Raw genomic sequence first — 25,427 nt, 5'->3', positions numbered from 1 at the left:
CTGGGAAGGAAGATCTCATGGCACTCACCATCCTGATTGTCGTGCTCGCGACGCTTGCGCTGGGCTACCTGCGCGCACCCCTGATCGCATGGACGGTTGCGGCTCTGGCCGGTATCGCCTATTCGGTATTTGCAAATGGCTGCCCTATAGGCTGGCTGATTGGTGCGGGTGTTGTCGCGCTGATTTTTAATCTGGCACCGCTTCGCCGGGCGCTGATCACCGGGCCGATCTTCATTATTTTCAAGAAGATCACGCCGGCTATGTCGCAAACCGAGCAGGAGGCCATCAATGCCGGTACGGTTTGGTGGGATGCCGAGCTGTTCTCGGGCAAGCCAGATTACAAGAAGTTGCACAGCTATATGGTGCCAAAGCTGACCCCGGAAGAGCAGGCTTTTCTGGATGGCCCGACGGAAGAATTGTGCCGTATGGTCGACGACTGGAAGATCGTCCATGAACTGAAGGATTTACCACCTAATGTGTGGCAGTTCATCAAAGACAACGGCTTCCTGGGCATGATTATCAAAAAGAAGTATGGGGGGGTAGAGTTTTCCAACTATGCCCATGCCCGTGTGGTGACCAAGATTGCAACCCGGGGTGGCTCGGCAGCGGTGACTGTCATGGTGCCCAATTCGCTTGGACCGGGTGAGTTGTTACAGCACTATGGTACTGAAGCACAAAAAGACTATTACCTGCCGCGTTTGGCCAAAGGTTTGGAAATCCCGTGTTTTGCCCTGACCAGCCCCTATGCAGGCTCTGATGCGGGCGCCATTCCCGACTACGGTGTGGTGACGCGTGGTTCCTATACCGATCCGCGTACAGGCCACCATCATGAGAATGTGATTGGTATCCGCCTGAACTGGGAAAAGCGTTGGATTACCCTCGCGCCGGTCGCCACTATTCTTGGCTTGGCTTTCAAGCTATACGACCCGGAAAAATTGCTTGGCGGCAAGGAAGACATCGGCATCACCTGTGCGTTGATTCCTGCTGAGCACGAAGGGGTGCAGATTGGCCGTCGCCACTCCCCGCCCGGCTCGGTGTTCATGAATGGCCCGACCATGGGCAAGGATGTCTTCATCCCGATCGATTGGGTGATTGGTGGGAAGGATTATGTCGGCCAGGGCTGGCGCATGCTGGTGGAGTGTCTGTCGGTTGGCCGAGCTATTTCGCTACCGGCGATGTCGGTGGCGTCAGGAAAATTCGCCAGCTTTGTGACGGGTGCGTATGCCCGTGTTCGTGAGCAATTCGGCCTGTCGATCGGCAAGTTCGAAGGGGTGGATGAAGCCCTGGCGCGCATTGGTGGTTACACCTACCAGATGGATTCGGCCCAGCGTTTGGCGTTGGCGGGTCTCGATAGCGGCGAAAAACCTTCGGTGATTTCCGCCATCCTCAAGTATCACAACACCGAGCGCATGCGTAAGGTGCTGAATGATGCGATGGACATCCACGGCGGCAAAGCAGTAGTGCTTGGCCCGCGTAACTACCTAGGTAATGCTTATCAGACTATCCCGGTTGGTATTACCGTTGAAGGGGCCAATATTCTGACCCGTTCGATGATCATCTATGGCCAGGGTGCGATTCGCTGTCATCCTTTTGTGCTGCGTGAGATGAAGGCCGCCATGGCGAATGATGGTGTCGAGTTTGACAAAGCCTTCTCTGGCCACCTCGGTTTCGTGCTCGACAATGCGATTCGCAGTTTCGTGCTGGGTCTGACGGGCTCCAAGATTGCCTCGGCCCCGGTAGGTGGGGATATTGCCCAGTACTACAAGGATGTCGAGCGTTTGTCTGCTGCCTTTGCCTTGGCGTCTGACATGGCCATGTTCAGCATGGGGGGCTCACTCAAGTTCCGCGAGAAAATCTCGGCCCGGTTGGGTGATGTGTTGTCCAATTTGTATATCGCTACGGCTGCACTGAAGCGTTTTGCGGATGATGGCAGCCCAAAGGAAGATTTACCGTTGCTGAAGTGGTCGGTCCTGCAGGCTTTGCACGATGCTCAAGAAGCCATGACCGGTTTCCTGGCCAACCTGCCAAACCGCCCGTTGGCGTTTGTGTTGAACTGGATCATCTTCCCGTTGGGCCGGCACTTCACCACGCCGCGTGACCGTCTCGGTACCAAGATTGCACGTATCCTCATGCAGCCCGGTGCTTCGCGCGATCGTCTAACCCGTGATGTGTTCATTCCACAGGATGAAACCGATGCGGTGGGTGTGCTCAATCACGCATTGAATGCCCATATCGAAGCAGAAAGTACGGAAGGCAAGCTGCGTCGCGCCCAGCGTGACGGCAAGTTGAAGGCGCTGAACGCCAAGGGGCGTTTGGATGAAGCGCTGCAAGCGGGTTTGGTGACGCAAGCGGAATTCGACGCCGTGACACGTGCACGTCGTCTCAAGCGTGAAGTGATCATGGTGGACGATTTTGACAAGATGCTGGACAAACACGATACCGAGATTAGCCGACGCGAACCGGTTTAAGTGAAGCGTGGAGTTAAAAAAGCCCCAGTATTTGCTGGGGCTTTTTTATTTAGCCTATGGTTATGCAGTGTGACAAATATGTCGTCAAGCTGTGGCTAGACCTACTGTTGGTGCCGTTTTTGACTGTTTACTCTAAGTGCTGTGTTATTCTCGCCCAATTCAGCCTAGCGCTTGAGAGGCTAGGTTAGTTTTCTCTTCTTCAAAAATAACGGAGACATCTCGATGAGCAAGTATGCACTGCGTGTTACGACGCTGCTGGTTGGTGCAGCCCTAGCACAACAGGCTTACGCCTCAGGTTTTCAGTTCAGCAGTCAGTCGGCCTCGAATCAGGCGACGGCGAACTCAAGCGCTGCAGAGGCTGGTGACGCCAGCACGATTTCCTACAACCCTGCTGGTTTGACCTACCTGGAGGGTACGCAGCTGTCGGGTACTCTGAATATCGTCTCCCCCAGCATTAAGGCAGAGAACCAGCAAGCCACCACTCTGAATGGTAACCCTATTGCAGGTTCGACTGATGACAGCATCGGTGATCTGGCTGCCGCACCACATATGTATGCTTCTACGCGTTTGAGTGAGCGGATGGCGCTGGGGCTGGGTGTCTATGTGCCTTTTGGCTCAGGGACTGATTACAAGCGTGATTCGGTCTTGCGCTACAACATCAATCAGACCAAGTTGGAAGTCATTGCATTTAATCCAACGGTTGCTTTCAAGCTGACGCCTAAGGTATCGGTGGGTATGGGCTTGATTGCCCAGTATGCACATGCTGAGTTGCGCCAGTCTGCCAACTTTGCTGCGGCATTGGCACGAGTCTATCAGTTGCAAGCTGACGCTGCAGTTAATGCTGGAGCGACACCGGCGCAGGTCAAAGCACTGTTGGATACAGCTGCCGCAGCTTTGGCTCAGGACGGTAAGGGACCGCTGGATGGCTTTGCTGAAGTTAAAGGCAATGATTGGGGATTTGGTTTTAATTTCGGTGCGTTGTGGGATGTCACAGATAGCACACGCGTCGGTTTCAACTACCGTTCCAAGGTTAAGCATGAACTGACTGGCGATGCGGACTGGACGATGCCGGCTTCAGACCCAGCAGTCTTCCCGAATGCGACAAGTATTATCGAGAACACGCTGGGTTATATCGATTCCTCGGCCAAGGTGAAGGTTTCAACCCCTGCCAGCTATTCGTTCCATGTCATGCACCAGCTTAATCCAAAGACCCGTCTGTATGCTGACGTAAGCCGCACCAATCATTCCAGTTTTACCCAGGCCGATGTCGAATATGGCGCGTCGAAGAGAACGATAAATCCAACTCAAACTACCAACTTTACTCGGTTGAATTCGAATTGGAAGAACACGACCAAGATTGCTGTCGGTGCAAGCTATCAAATCACCGATCCCTTGCAATTGCGTATGGGTCTGGCGCACGACAAATCACCAGTGCCGAGCGTGAATGACCGCCTAAGCACGCTGCCTGACAGTGACCGTACCTGGTTGTCATTTGGCGCCAAGTGGTCCGCAACTAAGGATTTGGGACTTGATTTTGCCTACACTTATATTCACATCAAGAAGGCATCTGCCAATGTGAATGGCTACTGCGGTGGAACGCGTCCAGATATGACGCGCCCAGACAAAAACCCGGCGGCTACCCCAGGTGCTGTCAACTGCGTGTCCAGCTATACGTCTGGTTCCGCAGACTTCAAGAGTTCGGCTCATCTGGTTGGGATGCAAGCCAACTATCGTTTCTAAGCGTCTTTGCAGTCAAAATCGACCAGCGTGAGTTTATTGCTCGCGCTGGTTTTGTTATGTGTGGTAAATCAGACGATAAAGGTTGGCTGGGAAAATCCAATCACCGAATGTTGGCATCATATCGAGCAAGCGCTTGAATAAAACGAACGTTTGCATTAGTGTCTAGACTGATTTCTCTCGTGGTTGAATTTTGCGAGCCCCGATCGACTCCCTACATCGAGGAACACCATGTCCCAATCCAAATTCATCGTCCGCAAGGTAGCCGTGCTTGGCGCCGGTGTGATGGGTGCGCAGATTGCTGCCCACCTTGCCAACGCTAATGTGGAAGCCATTCTGTTTGACCTGCCGGCCAAAGAAGGCCCCAAGAGCGGCATTGCCCTCAAAGCCATTGAAGGGTTGAAAAAGCAGAACCCCGCGCCGCTGGCTTCTAAAGGCCGTGCCGACTTCATCACGCCAGCCAATTACGACGAGCACCTGCACCTTCTGAAGGATTGCGATCTGGTGATCGAAGCCATTGCCGAGCGTATGGACTGGAAGCTGGGTTTGTACGAAAAGGTCGCCCCACACCTGGGCGTCAACACGATTTTCGCGACCAATACATCGGGTCTCAGTATCAACAAGCTGGCCGAAGGTACGCCGGAATCGATGCGCGCACGTTTCTGCGGCATCCATTTCTTCAATCCACCACGCTATATGCACTTGGTGGAAATCATTCCCTGTGTGACTTCCGACGCCGCCATGTTGGACCAGTTGGAAGCCTTCCTGGCTACTACGCTGGGCAAAGGGGTTGTGCGCGCCAAGGACACACCAAATTTCGTCGCCAACCGCATCGGTGTTTACTCGATGCTGGCTGCGATCCACAACGCTGAAAAATTCGGCATCCGCTTTGACATTGTCGATGACTTGACCGGCCCACGCCTTGGTCGCCCGAAGTCAGCGACGTTCCGTACTGCCGACGTGGTGGGTCTAGATACCTTTGCCCATGTGGTTAAGACCATGCAGGACACCCTGCCGGATGATCCGTGGCATGCGCTGTTCCAAAGCCCGGTCTGGTTGCAGAAGTTGATCGAAGGTGGTGCCCTGGGCGCCAAGAGCAAGGTTGGCATCTATAAGAAGGAGGGCAAGACCAAATTGGTGCTTGATCCTTCGAATGGCCAGTATGTTGAAGCCAACAAGAAGGGTGATGACGCGGTCAAGGAGTTGATGAAGATCAAAGACCCGGGTAAGCGTCTGCTCAAGCTCAAAGAATCGACCAATCCGGAAGCCCAGTTCCTATGGGCTTGTTTCCGCGATGTGTTCCATTACATCGCTGTGCATCTGGATACCGTGGCCGACAACGCCCGTGACGTTGACTTGGCCATTCGCTGGGGCTTTGGCTGGAATGAAGGCCCGTTCGAGACCTGGCAGGCAGCGGGTTGGAAGCAGGTTGCCGAGTGGGTGAAGGCCGATATCGATGCCGGTAAAACCATCGTCAATACACCGTTGCCAGCCTGGGTGTTCAAGCGTGATGGTGTGCACGAAGCCGCGGGTTCCTACAGTGCCAGTAAAAATGCCCTGGTGCCGCGCTCGGCGTTGGACGTTTACCAGCGTCAGCTCTTCCCAGCCAAATTGGTGGGTGAAGCAGAGCCAGTCTACGGCGAGACCGTATTCGAGAACGAAGGTGTACGTGCCTGGACCTCGGGTGACGGCGTATTGGTTGTTTCTTTCCTCAGCAAAGCCCATGCGATTGGCCCGGCGGTGCTGGAAGGTATCAACAAGTCCCTGGACCTTGCCGAAGCCCAATTCAAGAGCGTGGTTATCTGGCATCCGGAAGAGCCGTTCTCGGTGGGGGCAGATTTGTCATCCATGTTGCCGGCCTTTATGGCTGGTGACTGGGACAGCATCGAAAAGATGCTGAGCGACTTTCAGGCCATGACCATGCGTTTGCGCTACAGCCAAGTGCCGGTGGTATCTGCGACCCGTGGTTATGTGTTTGGCGGCGGATGTGAAGTCTGTCTGCATTCCGATCGCGTCGTGGCGCATCTGGAAAGCTATGTGGGCTTGGTCGAAGTGGGCGTGGGCTTATTGCCAGGTGCTGGCGGCACCAAGGAATTTGCCTTACGTGCGGCGAATGAGGCCCGCGGCGATGTCTTTGCTGCGTTGAAGGATCGCTACATGACAATCGCCACCGCCAACGTGGCCAAGAGTGCCGAAGAAGCCAAGGAACTGGGCTTTTTCCGTGAGTCGGATGTGATCGTGTTCAACCAGTACGAACTCTTGTTCGTTGCCAAGCAGCAAGCTATTGCCTTGGCTGAGTCGGGCTACCGTGCGCCGTTGAAGGTCAAGGGCTTCCCGGTTGCCGGCCGTTCGGGCGCTGCATCGATCAAGGGCCAATTGACCAATATGATGGAAGGTGGCTTTATTTCGAAGCACGACTACCATATTGGCGCGCTGATCGCCGACATCATCACCGGTGGCGATGTGGAAGCTGGCACACTGGTGGACGAACAATGGATTCTCGACTTGGAGCGCAAGGGTTTCCTGTCGCTGCTCAAGAACGAGAAGACCCAGGAGCGTATCGCTTACATGCTGCAGAACAACAAGCCGCTGCGTAACTAAACCCAACCCTCCCGCGTGCAAACGGGGGAGGGTGGCTGCCTGCCGCGCTTTGCGCGAAGCGGCCCTCTCTCCAGCATGACCCTCAGGAATTTGGAGAAAAGATATGACTAAGCAAGTACAAGAATCCTATATCGTCGCGGCGACCCGTACGCCGGTAGGCAAAGCCCCGCGCGGCATGATGCGTTTCATCCGTCCCGATGACATGCTCGCACATGTTATTCGTGAAGCTATGGCCCAGGTGCCAGCGCTTGATCCTTCCCTGGTGGAAGATGTCGTCGCCGGTTGTGCCTTCCCTGAAGCAGAGCAAGGCCTGAACATGGCCCGTATTTCGGCGCTGCTGGCTGGCCTGCCCCATACCGCGGGGGGCCTGACCATCAACCGTTACTGTTCTTCGGGCATCAATGCTGTCCAGATAGCTGCCGACCGTATCCGGATGGGTGAAGCCGATGTGATGATCGCGGGTGGCGCTGAATCAATGTCCCTGGTGCCGATGATGGGTAACAAGGTTTCCTTGAACCCGGAAATTTTCGCCAAGGACGAAAACGTTGGCATCGCCTACGGTATGGGGCTGACCGCTGAAAAAGTTGCCGAGCAGTGGGGCGTGTCGCGTGAGGACCAGGATGCTTTCGCGGTCGAGTCGAACCGCCGTGCGATTGCAGCGATTGAAGGGGGTGAGTTCAAACAGGAAATCAGCCCGATCGAGGCGATTTATCGCAATCCAAACCTGAGTACGGGTGAAGTCGAGATTATCAAGAAAATCCTTGATACCGACGAAGGCCCGCGTGCCGGCACCAATATGGAAGGCCTCGCCAAGCTCAAGACCGTCTTCGCCGCCAAGGGCTCGGTGACGGCGGGTAACTCTTCGCAGATGTCTGATGGCGCGGGCGCAGTGGTGATCGTGTCCGAGAAGATCCTCAAGCAGTTCAACTTGGTGCCCTTGGCGCGTTATGTGGGTTTTGCTGTGAAGGGCGTGCCGCCTGAAATCATGGGTATCGGCCCGAAAGAAGCCATCCCGGCTGCCTTGAAAGTTGCGGGGCTAAATTTGGATGACATCAGCTGGATGGAACTGAACGAAGCTTTCGCCGCACAGGCGCTGGCGGTGATTCGCGATCTGGGCCTCGATACCAGCAAGGTCAACCCCTTGGGTGGCGCGATTGCCCTGGGCCACCCGTTGGGTGCCACCGGTGCTATCCGTACCGCTACCCTGGTGCATGGTATGCGCCGTCATGGCCAGCAAGGCAAGCATGGCATGGTGACCATGTGTATCGGTACGGGCATGGGCGCTGCAGGCATTATCCAGTCCCTGTAACGGCAAAATCAGCAGTTAATCTTGAAGTATGAAGGTGCTATGTAAAGCCTTTCGTGTTTCAAGGTCGCCAGCTGCTTCTGTTGGCATTGAAAAAGGTCGGTTGGGCTTATGGCCCCCGGCCTTTGTCTCGAACAGGCTTCGATTATGATGTGGATAGATTCCACTCGATATTTATCGAGAATAGAAATGGAGAAATGGGATGAAAAAGGTAGTGGCAGCTCTATTGATGTCGGCCAGCATGGTCGGCAGCGCGGTGGAAATCGGCGGCGTAAAGTTGGATGACACCCTTAAGGTAGGCGGAAGTGATTTGGTATTTAACGGCGGCGGTATTCGCGTCAAATACATGATTGCCAAGGTTTATGTGGGTGCGCTTTATACTGCACAGAAGACAAACGACCCCAATTTAGTCATCAATGCACCGACTGCGCGCCGTATGCAGATCACCATGCTGCGCGATGTGGCGGCTGATGACCTCTATGTGTCGTTTATCGATGGCTTGCAGGAAAATATCAGCAGCGATGAGTTCTCAGCCTTTAAGCCCCGTATCCAAGAAATGAGTGCTATTTTCCAAGCGGTGAAGGAAGTAAAGAAGGGCGATGTGATCGCCCTTGACTTTATTCCAGGTAAAGGCACGCAAATTATGGTTCGTGGCCAAGTCAAGAATGTGATTGCCGGTGATGATTTCGCGAAGGCACTGCTTAAGATATGGCTCGGCCCCAAGCCAGTCAGCTCGGACTTGAAAAAGGACCTGCTGGCTAATTGAACGGCGATAATAAATAAACTATAATCTGATGCATGGCTGAATATGTAAAAGCCACCTTTGAAATAGGGTGGTTTTTATATTTGGGTAGGTTATCCATAATGTTGCGATTAAGAATATGGCTAAAGGGAGAGTTAGATTCAAACCAGGCTTTATTTTAAATAAGGGCGCTGCCAAGCACCCTCTTTTTCTTGCTAATAACATGTTTTTGGGCTAAATAAACTAATAAATGCTGACTTGTTTCGGCAACTCCATTGGAGTGCAAAGTGTGAGAAATCGTTTCCTGAATGTCGTTATTACATTCCTTCTGAGCTGTAGCTGCGTAGCTGCGCCAATTCAGGCTGTTACCGATTCTTACCCGCCATTTATTTATCTGGATAAAAATAAACCAGCCGGTGTTGCTGTTGAAGTCTTAAATGCTTTGTTTAAAGAAAGTGGCCTGTTTGGGCAAATTGAATTTTTACCCTGGCAGCGTGCTTATAATATGGGCCTGTCGGATAAATCAAATGTCCTGGTTTTTACTATGTCTCGTACGGCTGAACGGGAAAATTTGTTTAAATGGATTGGGCCGATATTGAATGTGCGTGTTCGTCTGTATAAATTAAAAAGCAGAAATGATATCTCTTCAATGCAATTGGAAGATGCACGTAATTACAGAACAGGCGTGGTATTGGGGTATGCTTCTGAAAAACTATTGCTGGATGCCGGTTTTGAACAGGGAAAACAGCTTGATCAGGCAATTAATGAAGAAACCAATGTTAAGAAATTTATTGCGGGACGTTTTGATTTAATCTGTTCAAATGATTTTGTTTTGGCGGAGGAGTTAAATAAAGCCGGCCGCAATTTTTCAGAAGTGGAACCGGTTGTGACGCTAGATAAGTCGTTCGATGAATACATGGGCTTTAGCAAAGCCACTGATGACGCAACGGTGTCCGCTTTTCAGGCTGCTTTCGAGCGACTGAAAAAATCTGGGCGGTACGACGCTATCTTGGCAAAGCAAAGAAAGTAGCCGCACTCTTTGCAGAGTGCATACCCCGATTATCTCGTGGCATCTCCGGTACCTCTTTGGGTTTCTTTACCTTTGCACATGGGTACTGAGCCGTGACTGCGCTGACGACAGATTTATTGCTTTTAAATATGGCCATCGTTAGTTGTTCCCACTACGTGTTCACCATTTGATTCTGTTGCGCCGCAGTGTTACATTTCGCGCCCTTCGAGGCCCATGAAAAAAATGGCGTAAGTGGATGATTAATAAGAAAGTACATTCAGTTCTGTTCGTTTGCATGGGCAATATCTGCCGATCGCCCACTGCGGAGGGTGTATTCCGTGAACGCGCGGCCATGGTTGGTCTGCAGGTCACCATCGATTCGGCAGGGACACAGGCTTACCACGTTGGCGATTCGCCGGATAAACGTTCGCAAAAGCATGCCCTACGCCGTGGTTACGATTTGTCTGGCCAGCGCGGCCGTCAAGTGGTCAGCGCGGATTTCAGCGATTTCGAACTGATTTTGGCCATGGATAAACAAAATCTGGAAGCCTTGCAGCGCAAGTGCCCGCCAGAGCATCAGCACAAGCTGAAGTTGTTCCTCAGTTATGGTCAACTCGACCCGAATGGCGAAGTGCCAGACCCTTACTATGGTGGTGACGCCGGATTTGAGCGGGTTCTGGACTTGATTGAAGACGCTGCGGACGGCTTGGTAGCTGCGCTGCGTACCAACTGAAGGGTGCGCCCGATTCGGGTACCCCAACCAACCTGCTTTACTGCCTTCCTACCTAATCAATTCCATAATGCTCAGGGGATTTATCCATGCTCGAAACGCTGTTCAAGTTGCGTGAGCACGGCACCGACGTCAAAACCGAAGTGCTGGCCGGCTTTACCACTTTTCTTACGATGGCCTACATCATCTTCGTCAACCCGGCCATTCTTTCTGAAACGGGTATGGATTTCAACGCTGTTTTTGTCGCGACCTGTCTTGCCGCAGCACTGGGTTCCGCTGTCATGGGCTTGGTTGCGAACTACCCGATTGCCTTGGCGCCCGGTATGGGCCTGAATGCCTATTTCACCTTCAGCGTAGTGAAGGGGATGGGGGTGAGCTGGCAGGTGGCGCTGGGCGCCGTATTTCTTTCCGGCATCATCTTCCTGGTCATCAGTCTCTTCAAAGTACGGGAAGCGATGGTCAATGCGATTCCGCATTCACTCAAGCTGGCTATCTCGGCTGGGGTTGGCCTCTTCCTGGCCATCATCGCCCTGAAGAATGCCGGCATTGTGGTTGGGCATCCCGCCACGCTGGTAACGCTGGGCAATGTGCATGACCCTAAGGTTGTCTTGGCGATTTTTGGCTTCCTGCTGATTCTGGCGTTGGAGTATCGCAAGGTTACTGGCGGCGTGATCATTGGTGTGATGGCCGTGACGATATTGGCCGTTATGCTTGGTTACCAGGAGTTCAAGGGCGTGTTTTCCGCACCGCCCAGCATTACCCCCACGTTCATGCAAATGGATTTGCAAGGCGCGCTGAGCGCCAGCTTGGTGGGTGTGGTGTTTGTGTTCTTCTTTGTGGACCTGTTTGATACGACCGGTACCTTGGTGGGGGTATCGCACCGTGCAGGCCTCTTGGACAGCAATGGCAAGTTGCCCCGCCTGAAGCGCGCGCTGATGGCGGATTCGACCGCCATTGTGGCCGGTGCAGCGCTGGGTACATCCAGCTGCACCGCCTATGTGGAATCGGCAGCTGGCACTGCGGTGGGCGGCCGTACTGGCTTGACGGCTGTGGTAGTCGCCATCTTGTTCCTGGTGGCGTTGTTTCTGTCGCCATTGGCGGGCGCAGTGCCAGCCTACGCCACGGCACCGGCGCTGTGTTACGTCGCCGTATTGATGGCGCGTGGCTTGGCTGAGATCAATTGGGATGATCTGACTGAATCTGCGCCAGCAGTGATTACAGCGGTGGCCATGCCATTTACCTTCTCGATTGCCGACGGTATCGCATTTGGTTTTATCAGCTACGCAGGCCTGAAGCTGTTGTCTGGCCGCTTCAAGGATTTGTCACCGGCCGTGGTTGTGATTGCGGCGCTATGGGTGATGAAGTTCGCGATGTTTGAATGACCCGTCTGGCGTTGTTGCGAGCGTGCTACGTCGCCTGCCAGGCGGAGATAAAACTAGTGCGCTCGTTGGGCGTATCGAATAGGTTCTATCGAGACGGGCCTTAATTAACTCCAGCTTGCCGTATTGCTGCCCTCGGTGTGTGGGCAGCGTACTTTCGCCTCTTTTGGAAGGTTTCACCATGCTGCTCGATCCGATCTCCTATATCCGCGACCGCATTCGTACCGTGCCGGATTGGCCGCAGCCTGGCGTACAGTTCCGTGACATCACACCACTGCTGCAAGACCCTAAAAGTTTTCGTGTGCTCGTCGACTGTTTTGTACACCGCTATATGGATCAACAGATTGATGTGGTAGCCGGGGTGGATGCACGTGGTTTTATTCTGGGCTCGGTGATTGCCTATGAACTCAATCGCGGTTTTGTGCCTGTGCGCAAAAAGGGCAAGCTGCCTTTCCATACGGTGGCGGAAGAGTACGAATTGGAATATGGCTCAGCCACTGTAGAGCTGCATTCAGATGCTATCCAACCGGGCCAGCGTGTTCTATTGATTGACGATTTGGTCGCCACAGGCGGCACGATGATCGCCGCCGCCAAACTGGTGCGCAAACTGGGTGGTGAAGTGATCGAGGCTGCTGCCATTGTCGATTTGCCGGAACTAGGGGGCTCCAAGCTGATTCAGCAGCAAGGTATTCCGCTTTTCACAGTCTGTGACTTTGCAGGGCATTAAGCAGGGAATTGCCAAAAAACAAAAGGAGCCAATGGGCTCCTTTTGTCTTTACGGGGTGGCAAATATGTCTTCCAACAAAATCAATGATCAGTAGCCAGCCTCTATCAGCTGGTCGTGAGTTAGCAAGAAAACAAACCCGTCGCCACTGCTGGTTTCCAGCCAAGTAAAGGCCAGGGTAGGGTATTGGGGTTCCAATGCGTCACGGTTGTGGCCGATCTCCACTACCAGTATCCCGTGGGGGCTTAAGAAACGGCTGGCGTTTTCGATGATGGCTCTTGTAGCGTCCAATCCGTCCTCACCGCTACCTAATGCCAGCTCCGGCTCGTGCAGGTATTCGTCGGGCAGGCTGGCAACAGATGGTGCATCAACGTAAGGCGGATTGGATACGATCAGGTCATAGGTTTGCCCCTCGACCGCTGTAAACAAGTCGGATGCCAACAATTGCACGCGTGTTTCAAGGCCATACGTTTCCACATTGATTGCCGCTACTTCCAGCGCTTCCGTGGAAAGGTCAACGGCATCGACCTCGGCATCGGGGTAATGCTCGGCCAGTAAAATTGCCAGGCAACCCGAACCGGTGCACAAGTCGAGCGCCCGGTGCACGAGTTCCGGGTATTCAATCCACGGTTCAAGCGCATCAGGTAATAGTTCGGCGATAAACGAGCGCGGTACGATCACCCGCTCGTCCACATAAAAGCGATAAGCCCCCAGCCAAGCCTCATGCGTGAGATAGGCGGCCGGCTTGCGCGTGGTGACGCGCGCTTCGACCAGACTCAGCACCTGCCTGATTTCATCCGGCATCAAGCGGGCGTCCAGAAACGGTTCCAAGTGGTCCAGTGGCAGATTCAGGCCGTACAAAACCAAGTAGGCCGCCTCGTTCCAGGCGCTGTTATTGCCATGGCCGAAGAAAAGTCCGGCTTCATTAAAACGCGATACGGCAAAACGAAGTAGATCGCGAACAGTCAAAAGATGGGTGTGGGCGGCATTGAACATAGTGGGCAAAGGGGATGGGCGCAAAGCCGGCATTCTACCGGAGCGTGGCGTAACCGCCGTTTTAGAAGGGAATTTCCTTTGTAATTCGCAGCTTAGGTTTGCAGTATCGGCCTTCCGGCGTATAGTGCGAACCTCACGGGCGACTACGCCCGTTTTTGTCTTGGAGAATCACCCGCATGTCTTTTGACAGCCTCGGCTTGCATGCCGAGATCCTGCGCGCCGTACTCGATTCAGGTTACACCGAACCCACGCCGGTGCAGGCCCGCGCTATCCCAGTTGTTTTGTCCGGCCGTGATGTGATGGCTGGTGCCCAAACAGGCACCGGCAAGACGGCTGCCTTCACATTGCCTTTGCTGCATAAGCTGCAGCCTTACGCCAATACCAGTGCTTCCCCCGCACGCCATCCTGTGCGCGCGCTGATCCTGACACCCACGCGTGAATTGTGCGACCAGGTGTTCGATAGCGTTGTTACTTATAGCAAATACCTGCCCTTGCGCGCTGTTGCCGTGTTTGGCGGGGTGGACATGAAGCCGCAGATCGAAACCCTGCGCAAGGGCGCCGAAGTGGTGGTGGCTACGCCGGGCCGGTTGCTCGACCATGTTCAGAACAACACCATCAATCTCTCGCAAGTTGAGATGTTGATCCTTGATGAAGCCGACCGGATGTTGGACATGGGCTTCATTCTGGATATCCGCAAGATTCTGAGTCTATTGCCAACCGGTCGACAGACCTTGCTGTTTTCGGCCACCTTTGCGCCGGAAATCAAAAGGTTGGCTGAAGACTTCATGCGTACCCCGGAGATGATTGAAGTCGCCCGACGCAACGCTACGAGTGAGTTGGTTGAACACCATATTCATATTACCGAGGTGGGCAACAAGCGTCGTGTGCTGGCGCATTTGATCCGCCATCACGAAATGCATCAGGTGATCGTCTTCACCCGCACCAAGTTGATGGCCGACCGCTTGGCGCGTGAGTTGAAACGTGAAGGTTTCAACTGTGAAGCAATCCATGGTGACCGAACCCAGCAGTCACGCCTTGAGACGTTGGCTGCTTTCAAAGAAGGCACGCTGCGTATTCTGGTGGCTACCGATGTGGCCGCCCGCGGGTTGGATGTCTCTGAGTTGCCCTTCGTGGTGAACTTTGAAATGCCGACCAACCCGGAAGACTATGTCCACCGTATCGGCCGTACTGGCCGCGCAGGTGCGACGGGTATCGCTATTTCCCTGGTCAGCCCGGAAGAAGACAAGTCGTTGGGGTTGGTGCGCAAGCTGACCAACAAGCCATTGGTGTTGAGCGAAGTGCCTGGGGTGATGGATTACGGCCGTGGCCGTGAGCGCAGTACTAGCGCATCGGGGGCGACGCACGAATACCGTGAGTCCTACGAGCCAAAAGCATCGCGTGAGCCACGTATGCATCGTGATAGCGGTCGGCGCGTGATCGAACAGGTGGAAACGCCACTGGTGGAAGGCCGCCGCCGAAACAATGATGCTGCCTTGGGCGGCCGGGTCATCGGCAATATTCATCACTTCCACCGTACGCGTGAAGTGACGCGTGAATTGCCGGCGCTGTTGTTGCCGCCACGCTATACGGTGTCGAAGTAACTGAAAAGGGCGTGCTGACAGCGCGCCCTTTTTGCTGAGAACCCGTTCAAAGTCTGCTGCGCGTCGGCAATTTGGCGTTGAAAACGCCCTCGGAATGCTCATTTACTCTGTGTAAACTCCGCTTCCTCGGCTGTTTTCGCCTTATCTTGCCTTAGCTCGCGAGACTTTGAACTGGTTCTGAGGGCCTGAAATGCAAAAAGACTGGCAAGCACTGCTATATCGCAGCATTCCACTTGCGAGCGCCATGGCGGTCAACACACAGGTCATGGATGATGGCCGAATCGATCTGCTGGCCCCGCTTGCGCCAAATGTCAATGATAAGGGCACGGCTTTTGGCGGTAGCCTCGTCACACTGGCGACATTGGCGGGGTGGATCGAAATACAGCGATTGCTTGATGATGCGGGTTTGGGCGCTGATGTTGAAGTCGTGATCCAGCGTGGCGAGACGGCATATCTACTGCCGGTGCGTGCTGATTTTTCCGCGGTGGTCCAGCCGCAATGCCCCGATGTCTTGCAACGTTTTCTGCGCCAGTTTGAACGGCGTGGTCTGGCTCGCTTGATGGTGGAGGTGACAATTGTCAGCGCGGGTGAAAGCGTTGCGCGCTTTCAGGCGGACTATGTCGCAAAGCGTGGTGATTTTCAGTCTACTTCCCTTGATATGCACCAGATCGCACAACGATAGGCAGCGCGATGGGACGTTGTGAACGGTAGAATGCACGCATGTCCGCCGAGTCCTGTTTCCATTGCGGCGAGACGGTTGCCCATGCCGATCTCAACCCGCCGCGATACCCCATCCTCTACCGCCAGCAAACCCATCCTAGTTGCTGTGCGGGTTGCCAGGCTGTCGCCCAGACCATCATCCAGTCGGGTCTGGCAAGTTATTACGAGCAACGCGAAAAACCGGCTGATCGCGCCACCCCCTTGCCGGATGAGCTCCTGCAGCAAATGCAGCTTTACGATGCGCCTGAGCTACAGGCCAGCTTTGTCAAAGTCGAGTCCGGCAACGTGCGTGAGGCCGCCCTCATCCTGGAAGGCATCAGCTGCGCCGCCTGCATCTGGCTGAACGAGCGACAGCTGCTGCGTCTGCCCAGTGTGCTAGAAGCCAGCATCAACTACACCACGCATCGGGCACGGGTGCGTTGGGACAATAGCCGGCTACAGCTATCGCAGATTCTCGCCGCCGTGGCGGCCATAGGTTATCGTGCTCATCCTTACGATGCCGAGCTGCAGGATGCCTTGCACCAGCGCGAACGGCGTCGCGCCATGACGCGTCTTTGGGTGGCGGGCTTATCCATGATGCAGGTGATGATGTTTGCCTACCCGGTCTATGTGTCCGCGCCGGGCGACATCAGCGCCAATTGGTTGAGCCTGATGCAGTGGGGTAGCCTTTTACTTACCTTGCCTGTGGTGCTGTATGCGTGCCAGACCTTTCACACCGGCATGTGGCGCGACCTGAAACGGGGTCGTGTCGGCATGGATACCCCGGTGGTACTGGGTGTCTGGGCCGCCTTCCTGGCCAGTTGCTATGCCACGTTCACTGGCCGTGGCGAAGTCTATTTTGACTCGGTCTCCATGTTTGTCTTTCTGCTATTGGGCGGCCGTTATCTGGAAGGGATGGCGCGGCGTAAGGCCGGCGCCGCTGCTGAATCACTGGTCAAGCTGATCCCCGCTTTCGCGCATCGTGTGAATGCTTGGCCAACCGATCGCACAGCCAAGGAAACACCAGTCAGCCAGTTGCAGCTAGGCGATGTTTTGCTGGTAAAGCCGGGCGAAAGCTATCCAGCCGATGCGATGGTGCTTGAAGGGCAGGGGCAAGCTGATGAGGCATTGCTGACGGGCGAGTCGCGCCCCGTGGTTAAGAAAGTGGGCGATAAGTTGATTGGTGGGGCGGTGAACCTGGATGCGCCATTGGTTGTGCAGGTAAGCCAGTTGGGGCAGGAGACACGGCTGGCCGGTATTGTGCGTTTGCTTGATCGGGCGTTGGCTGAAAAACCAGCCTTGGCCCAGTTGGCTGACCGGATTGCAGCTTGGTTTGTGGCGGCGCTTCTGTTGGTGGCGGCGGCCGGATATTTATTCTGGCATTGGTACGACCCTGTCCATGCTTTACCCATCATGGTGGCGGTGCTGGTGATTTCGTGTCCCTGTGCTTTGTCATTGGCCACTCCGGCTGCGCTGACGGCGGCCACTGGGCGGCTGGCCCGCGCCGGTCTGCTGGTAACACGCGGCCACGCACTGGAAGCGCTGGCCGGGGCTACCGACATCGTCTTCGACAAGACGGGTACTTTGACCTATGGTCAGCCCAAGCTGTTGGCGGTTTTACCCTTTGCCGATCAGACTCCTGGTGAATTACAAGCGCTTGCAGCGCTGCTGGAAGCCGCGTCGGAGCACCCGATTGCCCGTGCTTTACGTGAGGGTTGCGTGGCTGCGGATTTAAACGTCAATAATTATGTCAACCATCCAGGGGGAGGGGTGGAGGCTGTTGTTGCTGGGCAGGTGCTTCGGCTAGGGCGGCCTGATTTTGTCACCGCGTTCTGCCGGGTTCCACGCCCGCCGCAGTTGGAAGGTTGGCACGCAGAAGACACCGTGGTTTGTTTGGCCAGTGCGGGCGAATGGCTGGCCGCTTTTGCCCTCGGTGACCAGGTCAAACCGGATGCCACCGCCATGCTCGCTGAGTTGACAGGCCTGCGTAGCCATCTGCTCAGCGGCGATGCCCCGGGGCCGGTGCAGGCCGTGGCTCAGCAGCTTGGTCTGGGGACATGGCGTGCCGCCGCGTTGCCGGCCGATAAACTGGCGTATGTACAGCAACTGCAAGCGCAGGGTCGGCGGGTAATCATGCTAGGGGATGGCATCAATGATGCACCGGTGTTGGCTGCGGCGGATGTATCGATTGCGGTAGGCGGTGGCGCAGATGCGGCGCAGGCGGCAGGCGACATGGTGCTGGTGGGTAATCTGACCGCATTTGCTGAAGGGCTGGCGGTAGCGCGGCAGACACGCCGCATCATCCGGCAGAATTTGGTCTGGGCGTTAGGGTACAACCTAGTCGCGCTGCCATTGGCATTGGTGGGTTGGGTCACACCCTGGCTGGCTAGCCTGGGTATGGCATCGAGTTCCTTGCTGGTGGTCCTCAACGCCGTTCGTTTGGCGGGTGCCAATAAGCCTGGGCAAAAGCGAGGAGAACCACGCTGATGGAAAGTCTCTACCTTTTGATCCCGCTTTCGGTACTCATTGCCGCGATTATCGGCGGCTTGTTCTGGTGGGCCGGTCGTTCAGGTCAATTCGACGACCTTGAGGGGCCTGGCCACCGTATCTTGCAAGATGATGACAAGCCTGTAGGGGACGACGAATAGCGGTTATTTCCCCTGTCGGTGTTGAAGGTTCAGGGCTTGGTCTTTTGCTGCGCCTCTTCGGCCAACACATGCTTGCGTACATACCAGCCGATATAACTGCCCATACCAATGATAAAGGTAAGGGTGAACAGACTGAAAATACCAATATCAGTGGTGAAGAGTTCTGTAAGCGCGACATGCATGATGGCCTCCAATGGGTGAAAAGCTGGAGGCCATTACATACCGTGTTGTCATTACTCGTTTTGATTGAGATCAACTTATGGCATACCAAATCCACTGACCATTTAAATTTAATCGTGGTATAGATCTGGCCTGTGTTGATTGTCATCGTTTGAATCTAATTGCTTACCCATTACCCATCTTTATTTCTTGAATGCCTACCTCACGTGGATGCCGAATAGCACTGGCAAGGCGATCAATATCAGAACTGGGGACACCACTGGCTTCAAAGGTGTTTTTCCATTCACGTACCGTATTGGCAATACGGTTGATGATCGCAATGGCCTGTGGACGTGTTAGGCCAAACACGCCATGCCTGCTCATGGCATTGGGTAGAGTAGCTAGCCGTCCTTCAAGACCGACTCCCAAGTGTAGGGAGCGTTCTTGCGAAAAAGCAGGCATGGGGACGACGTCGTAAAGTGGGGAGAGTCGCCAGCCTTGTAAGTTTGCATCCCAGATAAAGCCATGGTTACGCAAATGATCGTCATTGTTATGGACAAGGATGTTGAAAATCATCCGGCCGAATAGTTCTGCCTGATCTTGGCGGATGGTGGAGGCAGCACCATGGGTGGCGATCGCTTCAGCAATATCTGCGTAATGGGTGTGAGGTGAGTCGGCTTCATGCCGGGCAAGCATGGTGAGTGCAGAGAGAAAGTGGCGACGGCTGTAGTCATTGCCTATACGTACCCGATCAAAGCGTTCGATGAGCAAGACTGGACGGTTTTCACCAATATCTTCCAGACGTATGGCTGGTACATCGAGCCCAGCCTCACGGGCGAGCGACAGCGTAGCGTATTCAACGTGTGGTACTGAGAAGGTATCGCTACGTAGGGGGAATTTTGCCAACCATTGGTGTTGGTTGGCTTCGACTACCGCTTTGGGGCGTGCTCCCCCCATGGTTGGGCCGGCCTCGAAAATTTTCTCCAGACGGGCCGGAATTTGCTCTCCTGCCTCCACTTTTTCAGCGGCTTCTTTCAAGTAACCCAGGTCAAGCAGCTGTGCTAGCTCATTGGTTTTCACCAGTGCGTTGGGTGTATCGCGGAAGTCGAGTGCACCAGTCCGATTAGAACCGGCATGTGCCAGATAGATTGACTCAGGCAATGGCCCGGTACGGTGCAGTTTGTTTTCTATCAGTTTGCGGCCCCAATGGTCGGGCGCGGCATCCCGGAATACACCAAATTCGATTAATTGACCATTTGCGGTAATTGGAGGCTCCCGTAAAACGGATTCACCGGGTCCAGGTAAAGCCAATGTAAGCGGATCAAGCGCGAGTAGATCGCGGCGTTGGACGTACTGCTTACCATAACCGAAAGTGGATTGGAGTAGCGCTGCATGGTGTTCGACCAGCGTTAGACGACCCGCTGGAATGGCATCTGTGGCCCGTTCTGGATAGACAAAGACAACGAAATTGGTCTTAGAAGTCATAGTCATCCTCCTTCTTGGGTTTGCGAATCCGTTTGGATAGCCTGTCTGCGCGTAGTGCTTCACCTAGTGGGTCGTTGATTGGTGCTGCTGCAGTTACTACTTTTCCCAACAACTGCAACTGGGATAAAGCGGTGGCCCACGACGCCATGGACACTGAAGGGTCGCCCGCCTCAATGCGCTTGTAGGTTGCGGGTGAAATAACCATGCGTGCAGCCGCTTCGGCAACTGTCCAACCCCGACTTTGCCTAGCTGTGCGAATATGCTGGCCCAATTCGCGGAGCGGTGATTCGACTGAGGGGAGTAGTGAGGCGCTGATTGATTTCTTCATAATGGCTCATATCTTAGCCGTTAAATTACTTAATGGCTAAGATATGAGCCAATAATCTGATTAGAGTAGATCGTCTATGTGAGTAAATAAGCTTTACGCCTACGCCTCACCAATCTGCGATACCAGCATCTGCCATCTTGTGAGTTTCTCGGCATAGGGCAGGGTATAGGCCGGGCTAGAGGAGGGAAGGTCAAGCAGCTGCAAGGGTTTGGTCAAATCTGCAAGCTGACGCCGCCCCAATCTTGCTGCCGTGCCGCCATTGAAAGCAATCGTGTGGAGGTTGGGTAGCTGATTGACCAATTGGTGCAGGTCGTTATGCGCCTGGTTGCGGATGGCGGCATCCAGGCTACCCGGGCGGTCGGCCTCGGCAATCACATCCCATAGTCCCACGCCGTGCCTCAGCAAGGCTGCTAACCGATCGATGTACGTCTGGTCTACCAACGGTATGCCCAGTACCTCCCCCAACAAGTGCCAACAGCGATTTTGTGGATGGGCGTAGTAGCGGTTGGCTTTAAGTGATGCCTCACCCGGCAGACTGCCCAGCAGTAAAACGCGGGTATGGGCATCGACGACGGGTGGAAAGCAGCGTTTGCGTTCGGTCATTCGGTAGTCTCAATTTCGTCGGTATCGAACAGTCCTAGCTGATGGCCAGTGGTTCGGGTTTCTTCCTCGTAGCGAAAGCCCACACCCAATAGCCGCACGGGTTGGTTACGACGTAGCCAGCCTTCGCTGAGCAACTGTGCCCAGGTGGCGGCATCCGGCTTGCTGTTGATGCATTCGACGGTGGTATGACTGAAGTCATAAAGCGGATCTTGATGAATGCCTTGTACGGTTTGCCGTTGTCGGCAGACCGCTGTTGGCGGGCATAAAGATCGTCGATCAGTGGGGTTAGTTCAAGCAGGCAGCTGGCAAGATCAGGCAGATCATGGACATATTGGACAAGGCTGGCGCATGCACAACCAGCGTAAAGGCAGAGCGGACAAGCCCTTGTCCGAATGCCAGAAACGTCGCAATCGACGGATTGCCAGGATCCGAGCCCGTGTTGAACTCCCCTTCGCAAGTCTGGCGCAGATGGGGGGTAAAGCCCTACGTTGCATCGGGTTGGCAGGCGCCACCTTGAATCTGCACTGGAAGATTGCGGGGTACAACTTGCAACGCTTGTGCTATCTCGAGGTAGCCGGCGAGGTGGCCTTCTGATGCCAGGAATCCATTTGGATTGGCTGAGAATGGCCAATTCGGGAGAGAAAGCGATGCAAGACGAGTGACAAGTACCGGCACTGGCAGTCGGAAGGCACCGTAAGGTCGACTTACGCCGCTGTAATGTCAAAAAGTCGGGTTATTCGAGGTGCCCCTAAGTGTCTAATCGCCACCCGCTCCCACCCTGTGCTTTGACACGGTACATTTCAGTATCTGCCTTGGCAAGCAATTCGTCTGCTGAACTTCCATCGCGGGGATAGAGGCTTATACCAACGCTGGAATGGGTAAGGACTTGCAATTGATCAAAGACGAACGGTTGGCTTATGGCCGTCACCAATTGGTGCGCTACAGCTTTTACATCAACAATGTCTGCTAGGTCCGTCACCAGCACAGTAAATTCATCGCCACCTAACCGAGCTACTAAATCGGACTTTCTAACTGCACCTAAAAGTCGTCCTGCTACGGCAATCAACAGTTTGTCGCCAATAGCGTGGCCGAGATTATCATTAACCGACTTGAAGTGGTCTAGGTCAAGGAACATTACAGCAAGCATCCTATGCTGCTTGGCTGCAGCATCAATGGCGCTAGCTAGCATATCAAGGAAGTACTGTCGATTAGGCAAGCCCGTCAAACTATCATGGTACGCAAGGTGTTTTATTTTTTCGCGCTCACTACGCTGCGAGGTCATATCATGTTGAATGGCGATAAAGTGAGTAATGGCACCTGCGTCATCAAATAATGGCGTAATAATCTGATTGACAGTAAAAAGCTTGCCATCCTTGCTTTGTTCGACCAACTCACCTTGCCAGGGTTGACCAGCAAGTATAGTTTCCCAAAGCACCTGATAAAATGCCGCACTTTGGACACCGGAACGCAAAATATTTGGTGTCTTCCCAAGCAGTTCTACCTCGTCGAAACCACTAAGACGACACAATGCTTGATTCACCCACACGATACGGCCATAACGGTTCGTAATCATGACCGCATTAGCAGCGGTAACGAAAGCCCGAATTAGTAGTTTTTGCGCTGTCCGCGTCATAGGACTCCCCGCATCATCCTACATCAGTAGTGGTTCAGTATTTCCGGACACGTTAATAACGTATACCCAAGTCCAATCGGATCCTACTTAAATAGAATCAACGATTCAAACTTTATCTCGTCTTGTTGTTCACCGCACCTATCCTCAATAACGCAAACTTGATATGGATCAACACCGGCTGGCAGTAATGAACGTAAAACAGGACGGTAAACACAGTATTAGGAGTAGGAGATGAGCTACAAGAGTGTATTGGTACTCGTAGATAGCGGGCCTCGAGCAGCAAAGCGGGTCAATTTTGCGCTTAAGTTCGCCCATCAGCATGGTGCAAGGCTAACTGGGCTGTATGTGGCAGATCATCCAAGTGTTATAAGCAGTATCAGCGGTAACCATGTACCCGAAGTCTACGAAATCCTGCAGTGTAGTCTGGAAGAAGATGCGGTCAAAGCACGTGCCCTGTTCGAGCACGAGGCAAAGCAGGTGGATGGTGTACAAACCGAGTGGCGCCAGCATATGGGTTCTGCCATCAGTACAGCATGCGTCAATGCCCGATATCATGATCTGACGATCCTAGGACAGGATGATCACAAGTATCTAGGGCGTAATACCCCATCGGGTTTACCGGAAGCAATTGCGCTTGGCTCGGGTAAGCCAGTGCTGGTATTGCCTTACGCTGGCGAATTCGATTTACCTCGTCATCATGCTTTGATCGGCTGGGATGCAGGACGCGAGGCGACACGGGCAGTTGCTGATGCTTTACCACTATTGGCGTGCATGCAGAAGGTGACGGTTATGATCGTCAATCCTCAGATCAGCGAACACGGACATGGCGAAGTGGTTGGTGCTGATATTGCTTTGTTCCTTGCGCGGCACGCCATAAATGTTGATGTGAAGCGCGAGCCGGGTCTGAACCGCGATGTGGGGGATACCTTGCTCTCTTCCGCAGCCGATATGAACGTGGATCTGATCGTAATGGGACTATATGGACACTCGCGTTTGCTGGAAATGGTACTGGGAGGTGCCAGCCGCACTATTCTGCAAACCATGACTGTACCTGTGCTGTTATCTCACTAATCGCCATTCTGGCTAAAGCACGTCGCCATTTGCGAAATTAACCTTAAATGGCGACTAGCTGTTGTTAGAACTTGTTTACGATCTGTTACGAGCAACTGTCAGCAGGGTAAAGCGCAGAAACCGGAATGTACTTTTGTACATGAGGATTTCGAGCAGCATATGAGCCCTGATCACAGCTGCGCAGTAAGATCGCAATCAGGTTCTTAGGGCCATCCCTTTCAACGTCTTTATTGGAGCCACTTTGTAACTCACTGATATCCCGTCAGCAGAGGGCATCTCAGAGCAATATAGCTGGTAACGGACAGTGCACTGCCAATAGGTAACTGTTTGATTTTACGTGGCGAATGCAAAGACGTTGAAAGGGGTGGTTCTTATGACAAACTTTCACGCTATACAGATACTTTCCCATAGCTGCTAATGTCTTGCCTATTGCATGATTGCGCATGAACACTTCGCTGTATTGAAACCCAGCCTGCCATTCAACTCACTGTGTATGGTTCATACGCTAGCTGTCGTGGAGATGATCTGCCCTGGAAACGTTGCTTTTCCGCCAAACCATGACGGAATGATACGAACCGCATAAGTGCCTAGCTGGTTAAGCAAGGTCGGGGGTGATCTGGGTACCAGATGTGCCTGCCAGCATTTCCTCTATCTGGTCCAGCATACCGATGACCGCTCTCTTACCCGTTGCTTGGACGAATTGGCACGCCGCTTGGACCTTCGGGGCCATGGAGCCTGTCGCAAATGACTCGGCACAGAGTAATCTAGGGGACGCACTCTTCAGTACTCGCTGATTGGGCTGCTGCCAATCAAGATATACGCCTTCTATATCAGTTGCGATAATTAAGCAGTCAGCATCCAGGTTCTTTGCTAGCAGACTACTGCACAAGTCTTTGTCAATGACTGCCTCGATACCTTGCAGTTTGCGACTACCTGAAATTCGCGCTACGGGGATGCCACCGCCACCCGCAGCAATCACAACAGCTCCACGCTCCAGCAACCAACAAATTGGTTCCAAACCGAGAATACTTAGTGGCTGGGGAGAGGCAACCACGCGACGAAAGCCTGTACCCTCGGCTGTTATTATCCATTGTCCATCGGCATTGACATGATCGGCCTGCTCCCGTGTATAGACCGGCCCAATCGGCTTCGTGGGGTGTGTAAAAGCAGGGTCGTTTGGATCAACTTCAACCCGTGTCAACAGCGTGGCAACCGTGCGCTCGGCAGGCAGTAGATTGGCAACCTCTTGCTCTAGCTGATAACCGATCATGCCTTCGGTTTCGGCACCAAGCACATCCATGGGATAGGGCGGCACGGCGCCATAGGCCGCACCTTGAAGGGCAAGCAATCCGACCTGAGGCCCATTGCCATGGGTGATTACTAGTTTGTGTTCTTGTGCTAGGCGCGCAAGCTGGACGGCAGCACAACGGATATTCTCTAGCTGGTTCTGCGCACTTAGCACCTGTCCACGCTTGAGTAAGGCGTTGCCGCCCAATGCAACAACAATT

Annotated in this window: 22 protein-coding genes and 1 pseudogene; 15 read left to right on the top strand and 8 right to left on the bottom strand. The window is 54.0% G+C overall.

Annotation, left to right across the window (positions count from 1 at the left end; translation table 11 throughout):
• Window positions 1–17: 17 nt before the first annotated feature.
• The 9 genes from CSQ89_RS10885 (at window position 18) to CSQ89_RS10845 (ending at window position 12,699) form a co-directional block, all read left to right on the top strand.
• Window positions 18–2,468, top strand: coding sequence for an acyl-CoA dehydrogenase (locus CSQ89_RS10885; RefSeq protein ID WP_099406186.1), 2,451 nt, complete (start codon window positions 18–20; stop codon window positions 2,466–2,468).
• 222 nt (window positions 2,469–2,690) lie between these two features.
• Window positions 2,691–4,208: an OmpP1/FadL family transporter gene (locus CSQ89_RS10880; protein WP_099406185.1), complete on the top strand. Its 1,518-nt coding sequence runs from the start codon at window positions 2,691–2,693 to the stop codon at window positions 4,206–4,208.
• Window positions 4,209–4,436: 228 nt separating this feature from the next.
• Window positions 4,437–6,806, top strand: coding sequence for a 3-hydroxyacyl-CoA dehydrogenase/enoyl-CoA hydratase family protein (locus CSQ89_RS10875; protein ID WP_099406184.1), 2,370 nt, complete (start codon window positions 4,437–4,439; stop codon window positions 6,804–6,806).
• Window positions 6,807–6,909: 103 nt separating this feature from the next.
• Window positions 6,910–8,115: an acetyl-CoA C-acyltransferase gene (locus CSQ89_RS10870; RefSeq protein WP_099406183.1), complete on the top strand. Its 1,206-nt coding sequence runs from the start codon at window positions 6,910–6,912 to the stop codon at window positions 8,113–8,115.
• Window positions 8,116–8,314: 199 nt separating this feature from the next.
• Window positions 8,315–8,878 (top strand): chalcone isomerase family protein, encoded by a 564-nt coding sequence (locus CSQ89_RS10865; protein ID WP_099406182.1) that lies wholly within the window; start codon window positions 8,315–8,317, stop codon window positions 8,876–8,878.
• A 265-nt stretch (window positions 8,879–9,143) separates the two neighbouring features.
• Window positions 9,144–9,884 (top strand): substrate-binding periplasmic protein, encoded by a 741-nt coding sequence (locus CSQ89_RS10860; protein WP_158228963.1) that lies wholly within the window; start codon window positions 9,144–9,146, stop codon window positions 9,882–9,884.
• Between the two features lie 235 nt (window positions 9,885–10,119).
• Window positions 10,120–10,596 (top strand): low molecular weight protein-tyrosine-phosphatase, encoded by a 477-nt coding sequence (locus CSQ89_RS10855; RefSeq protein ID WP_233203073.1) that lies wholly within the window; start codon window positions 10,120–10,122, stop codon window positions 10,594–10,596.
• 86 nt (window positions 10,597–10,682) lie between these two features.
• Entirely contained in the window at window positions 10,683–11,975 is a 1,293-nt protein-coding gene (locus CSQ89_RS10850) for an NCS2 family permease (protein WP_099406180.1), read from the top strand.
• Window positions 11,976–12,153: 178 nt separating this feature from the next.
• Window positions 12,154–12,699, top strand: coding sequence for an adenine phosphoribosyltransferase (locus CSQ89_RS10845; protein ID WP_099406179.1), 546 nt, complete (start codon window positions 12,154–12,156; stop codon window positions 12,697–12,699).
• An 87-nt stretch (window positions 12,700–12,786) separates the two neighbouring features.
• Here CSQ89_RS10845 and prmB read toward each other — a convergent pair whose 3' ends face one another.
• The gene (gene prmB, locus CSQ89_RS10840) at window positions 12,787–13,692 is read right to left on the bottom strand and encodes a 50S ribosomal protein L3 N(5)-glutamine methyltransferase (RefSeq protein ID WP_099406178.1); all 906 of its coding nucleotides are present in this window, start codon (window positions 13,690–13,692) and stop codon (window positions 12,787–12,789) included.
• A 176-nt stretch (window positions 13,693–13,868) separates the two neighbouring features.
• On the opposite strand from prmB, the gene CSQ89_RS10835 reads away from it, so the two are divergent.
• The 4 genes from CSQ89_RS10835 (at window position 13,869) to ccoS (ending at window position 18,640) form a co-directional block, all read left to right on the top strand.
• A complete protein-coding gene (locus tag CSQ89_RS10835; protein WP_099406177.1) occupies window positions 13,869–15,293 on the top strand; it encodes a DEAD/DEAH box helicase in 1,425 nt (474 codons plus the stop codon).
• A gap of 190 nt (window positions 15,294–15,483) precedes the next feature.
• Window positions 15,484–15,975 (top strand): YiiD C-terminal domain-containing protein, encoded by a 492-nt coding sequence (locus tag CSQ89_RS10830; RefSeq protein ID WP_099406176.1) that lies wholly within the window; start codon window positions 15,484–15,486, stop codon window positions 15,973–15,975.
• A 38-nt stretch (window positions 15,976–16,013) separates the two neighbouring features.
• Complete coding sequence (locus tag CSQ89_RS10825) at window positions 16,014–18,479, top strand: heavy metal translocating P-type ATPase (RefSeq protein ID WP_099406175.1); 2,466 nt, start codon at window positions 16,014–16,016, stop codon at window positions 18,477–18,479.
• The gene (gene ccoS / locus CSQ89_RS10820; protein WP_099406174.1) at window positions 18,479–18,640 is read left to right on the top strand and encodes a cbb3-type cytochrome oxidase assembly protein CcoS; all 162 of its coding nucleotides are present in this window, start codon (window positions 18,479–18,481) and stop codon (window positions 18,638–18,640) included. Before CSQ89_RS10825 ends, ccoS begins: the two co-directional genes overlap by 1 nt.
• A gap of 29 nt (window positions 18,641–18,669) precedes the next feature.
• Here ccoS and CSQ89_RS10815 read toward each other — a convergent pair whose 3' ends face one another.
• The 5 genes from CSQ89_RS10815 to CSQ89_RS22455 form a co-directional block, all read right to left on the bottom strand.
• On the bottom strand, window positions 18,670–18,822 hold the full coding sequence (locus tag CSQ89_RS10815; protein WP_099406173.1) for a DUF3149 domain-containing protein: 153 nt from the start codon (window positions 18,820–18,822) through the stop codon (window positions 18,670–18,672).
• A gap of 163 nt (window positions 18,823–18,985) precedes the next feature.
• Window positions 18,986–20,284 carry a type II toxin-antitoxin system HipA family toxin gene (locus CSQ89_RS10810; RefSeq protein WP_158228962.1) on the bottom strand — a complete coding sequence of 433 codons (1,299 nt, stop codon included), beginning with the start codon at window positions 20,282–20,284 and terminating at the stop codon, window positions 18,986–18,988.
• Window positions 20,274–20,612, bottom strand: coding sequence for a helix-turn-helix domain-containing protein (locus tag CSQ89_RS10805; RefSeq protein ID WP_099406171.1), 339 nt, complete (start codon window positions 20,610–20,612; stop codon window positions 20,274–20,276). Before CSQ89_RS10805 ends, CSQ89_RS10810 begins: the two co-directional genes overlap by 11 nt.
• A 99-nt stretch (window positions 20,613–20,711) precedes the next feature.
• Complete coding sequence (locus CSQ89_RS10800; RefSeq protein WP_099406170.1) at window positions 20,712–21,215, bottom strand: DNA-deoxyinosine glycosylase; 504 nt, start codon at window positions 21,213–21,215, stop codon at window positions 20,712–20,714.
• On the bottom strand, window positions 21,212–21,349 hold the full coding sequence (locus CSQ89_RS22455) for a hypothetical protein (protein ID WP_158228961.1): 138 nt from the start codon (window positions 21,347–21,349) through the stop codon (window positions 21,212–21,214). Before CSQ89_RS22455 ends, CSQ89_RS10800 begins: the two co-directional genes overlap by 4 nt.
• A gap of 205 nt (window positions 21,350–21,554) precedes the next feature.
• Between CSQ89_RS22455 and CSQ89_RS10795 the strand changes: the two are divergent.
• Window positions 21,555–21,809, top strand: a pseudogene (locus tag CSQ89_RS10795) (transposase); the annotation flags it as partial.
• A gap of 154 nt (window positions 21,810–21,963) precedes the next feature.
• On the opposite strand, the gene CSQ89_RS10790 reads toward CSQ89_RS10795, so the two are convergent.
• Window positions 21,964–22,848: a diguanylate cyclase domain-containing protein gene (locus CSQ89_RS10790; protein WP_099406169.1), complete on the bottom strand. Its 885-nt coding sequence runs from the start codon at window positions 22,846–22,848 to the stop codon at window positions 21,964–21,966.
• 231 nt (window positions 22,849–23,079) lie between these two features.
• Between CSQ89_RS10790 and CSQ89_RS10785 the strand changes: the two genes are divergently transcribed.
• Window positions 23,080–23,919, top strand: a complete 840-nt coding sequence (locus CSQ89_RS10785; RefSeq protein ID WP_099406168.1) for a universal stress protein — start codon at window positions 23,080–23,082, stop codon at window positions 23,917–23,919.
• A 595-nt stretch (window positions 23,920–24,514) separates the two neighbouring features.
• Here the strand turns inward: CSQ89_RS10785 and arcC are convergent.
• Window positions 24,515–25,427, bottom strand: a 913-nt coding sequence (gene arcC, locus CSQ89_RS10780) for a carbamate kinase (RefSeq protein WP_099406167.1), incomplete at its 5' end; no start/stop codon positions are given.

The organism is Chitinimonas sp. BJB300 (assembly GCF_002735695.1).
Taxonomy (GTDB): Bacteria; Pseudomonadota; Gammaproteobacteria; order Burkholderiales; family Chitinimonadaceae; genus Chitinimonas.
The sequence above is the reverse complement of the archived record's forward strand: the minus strand, read 5'-3'. Positions and strand labels throughout refer to the sequence as shown.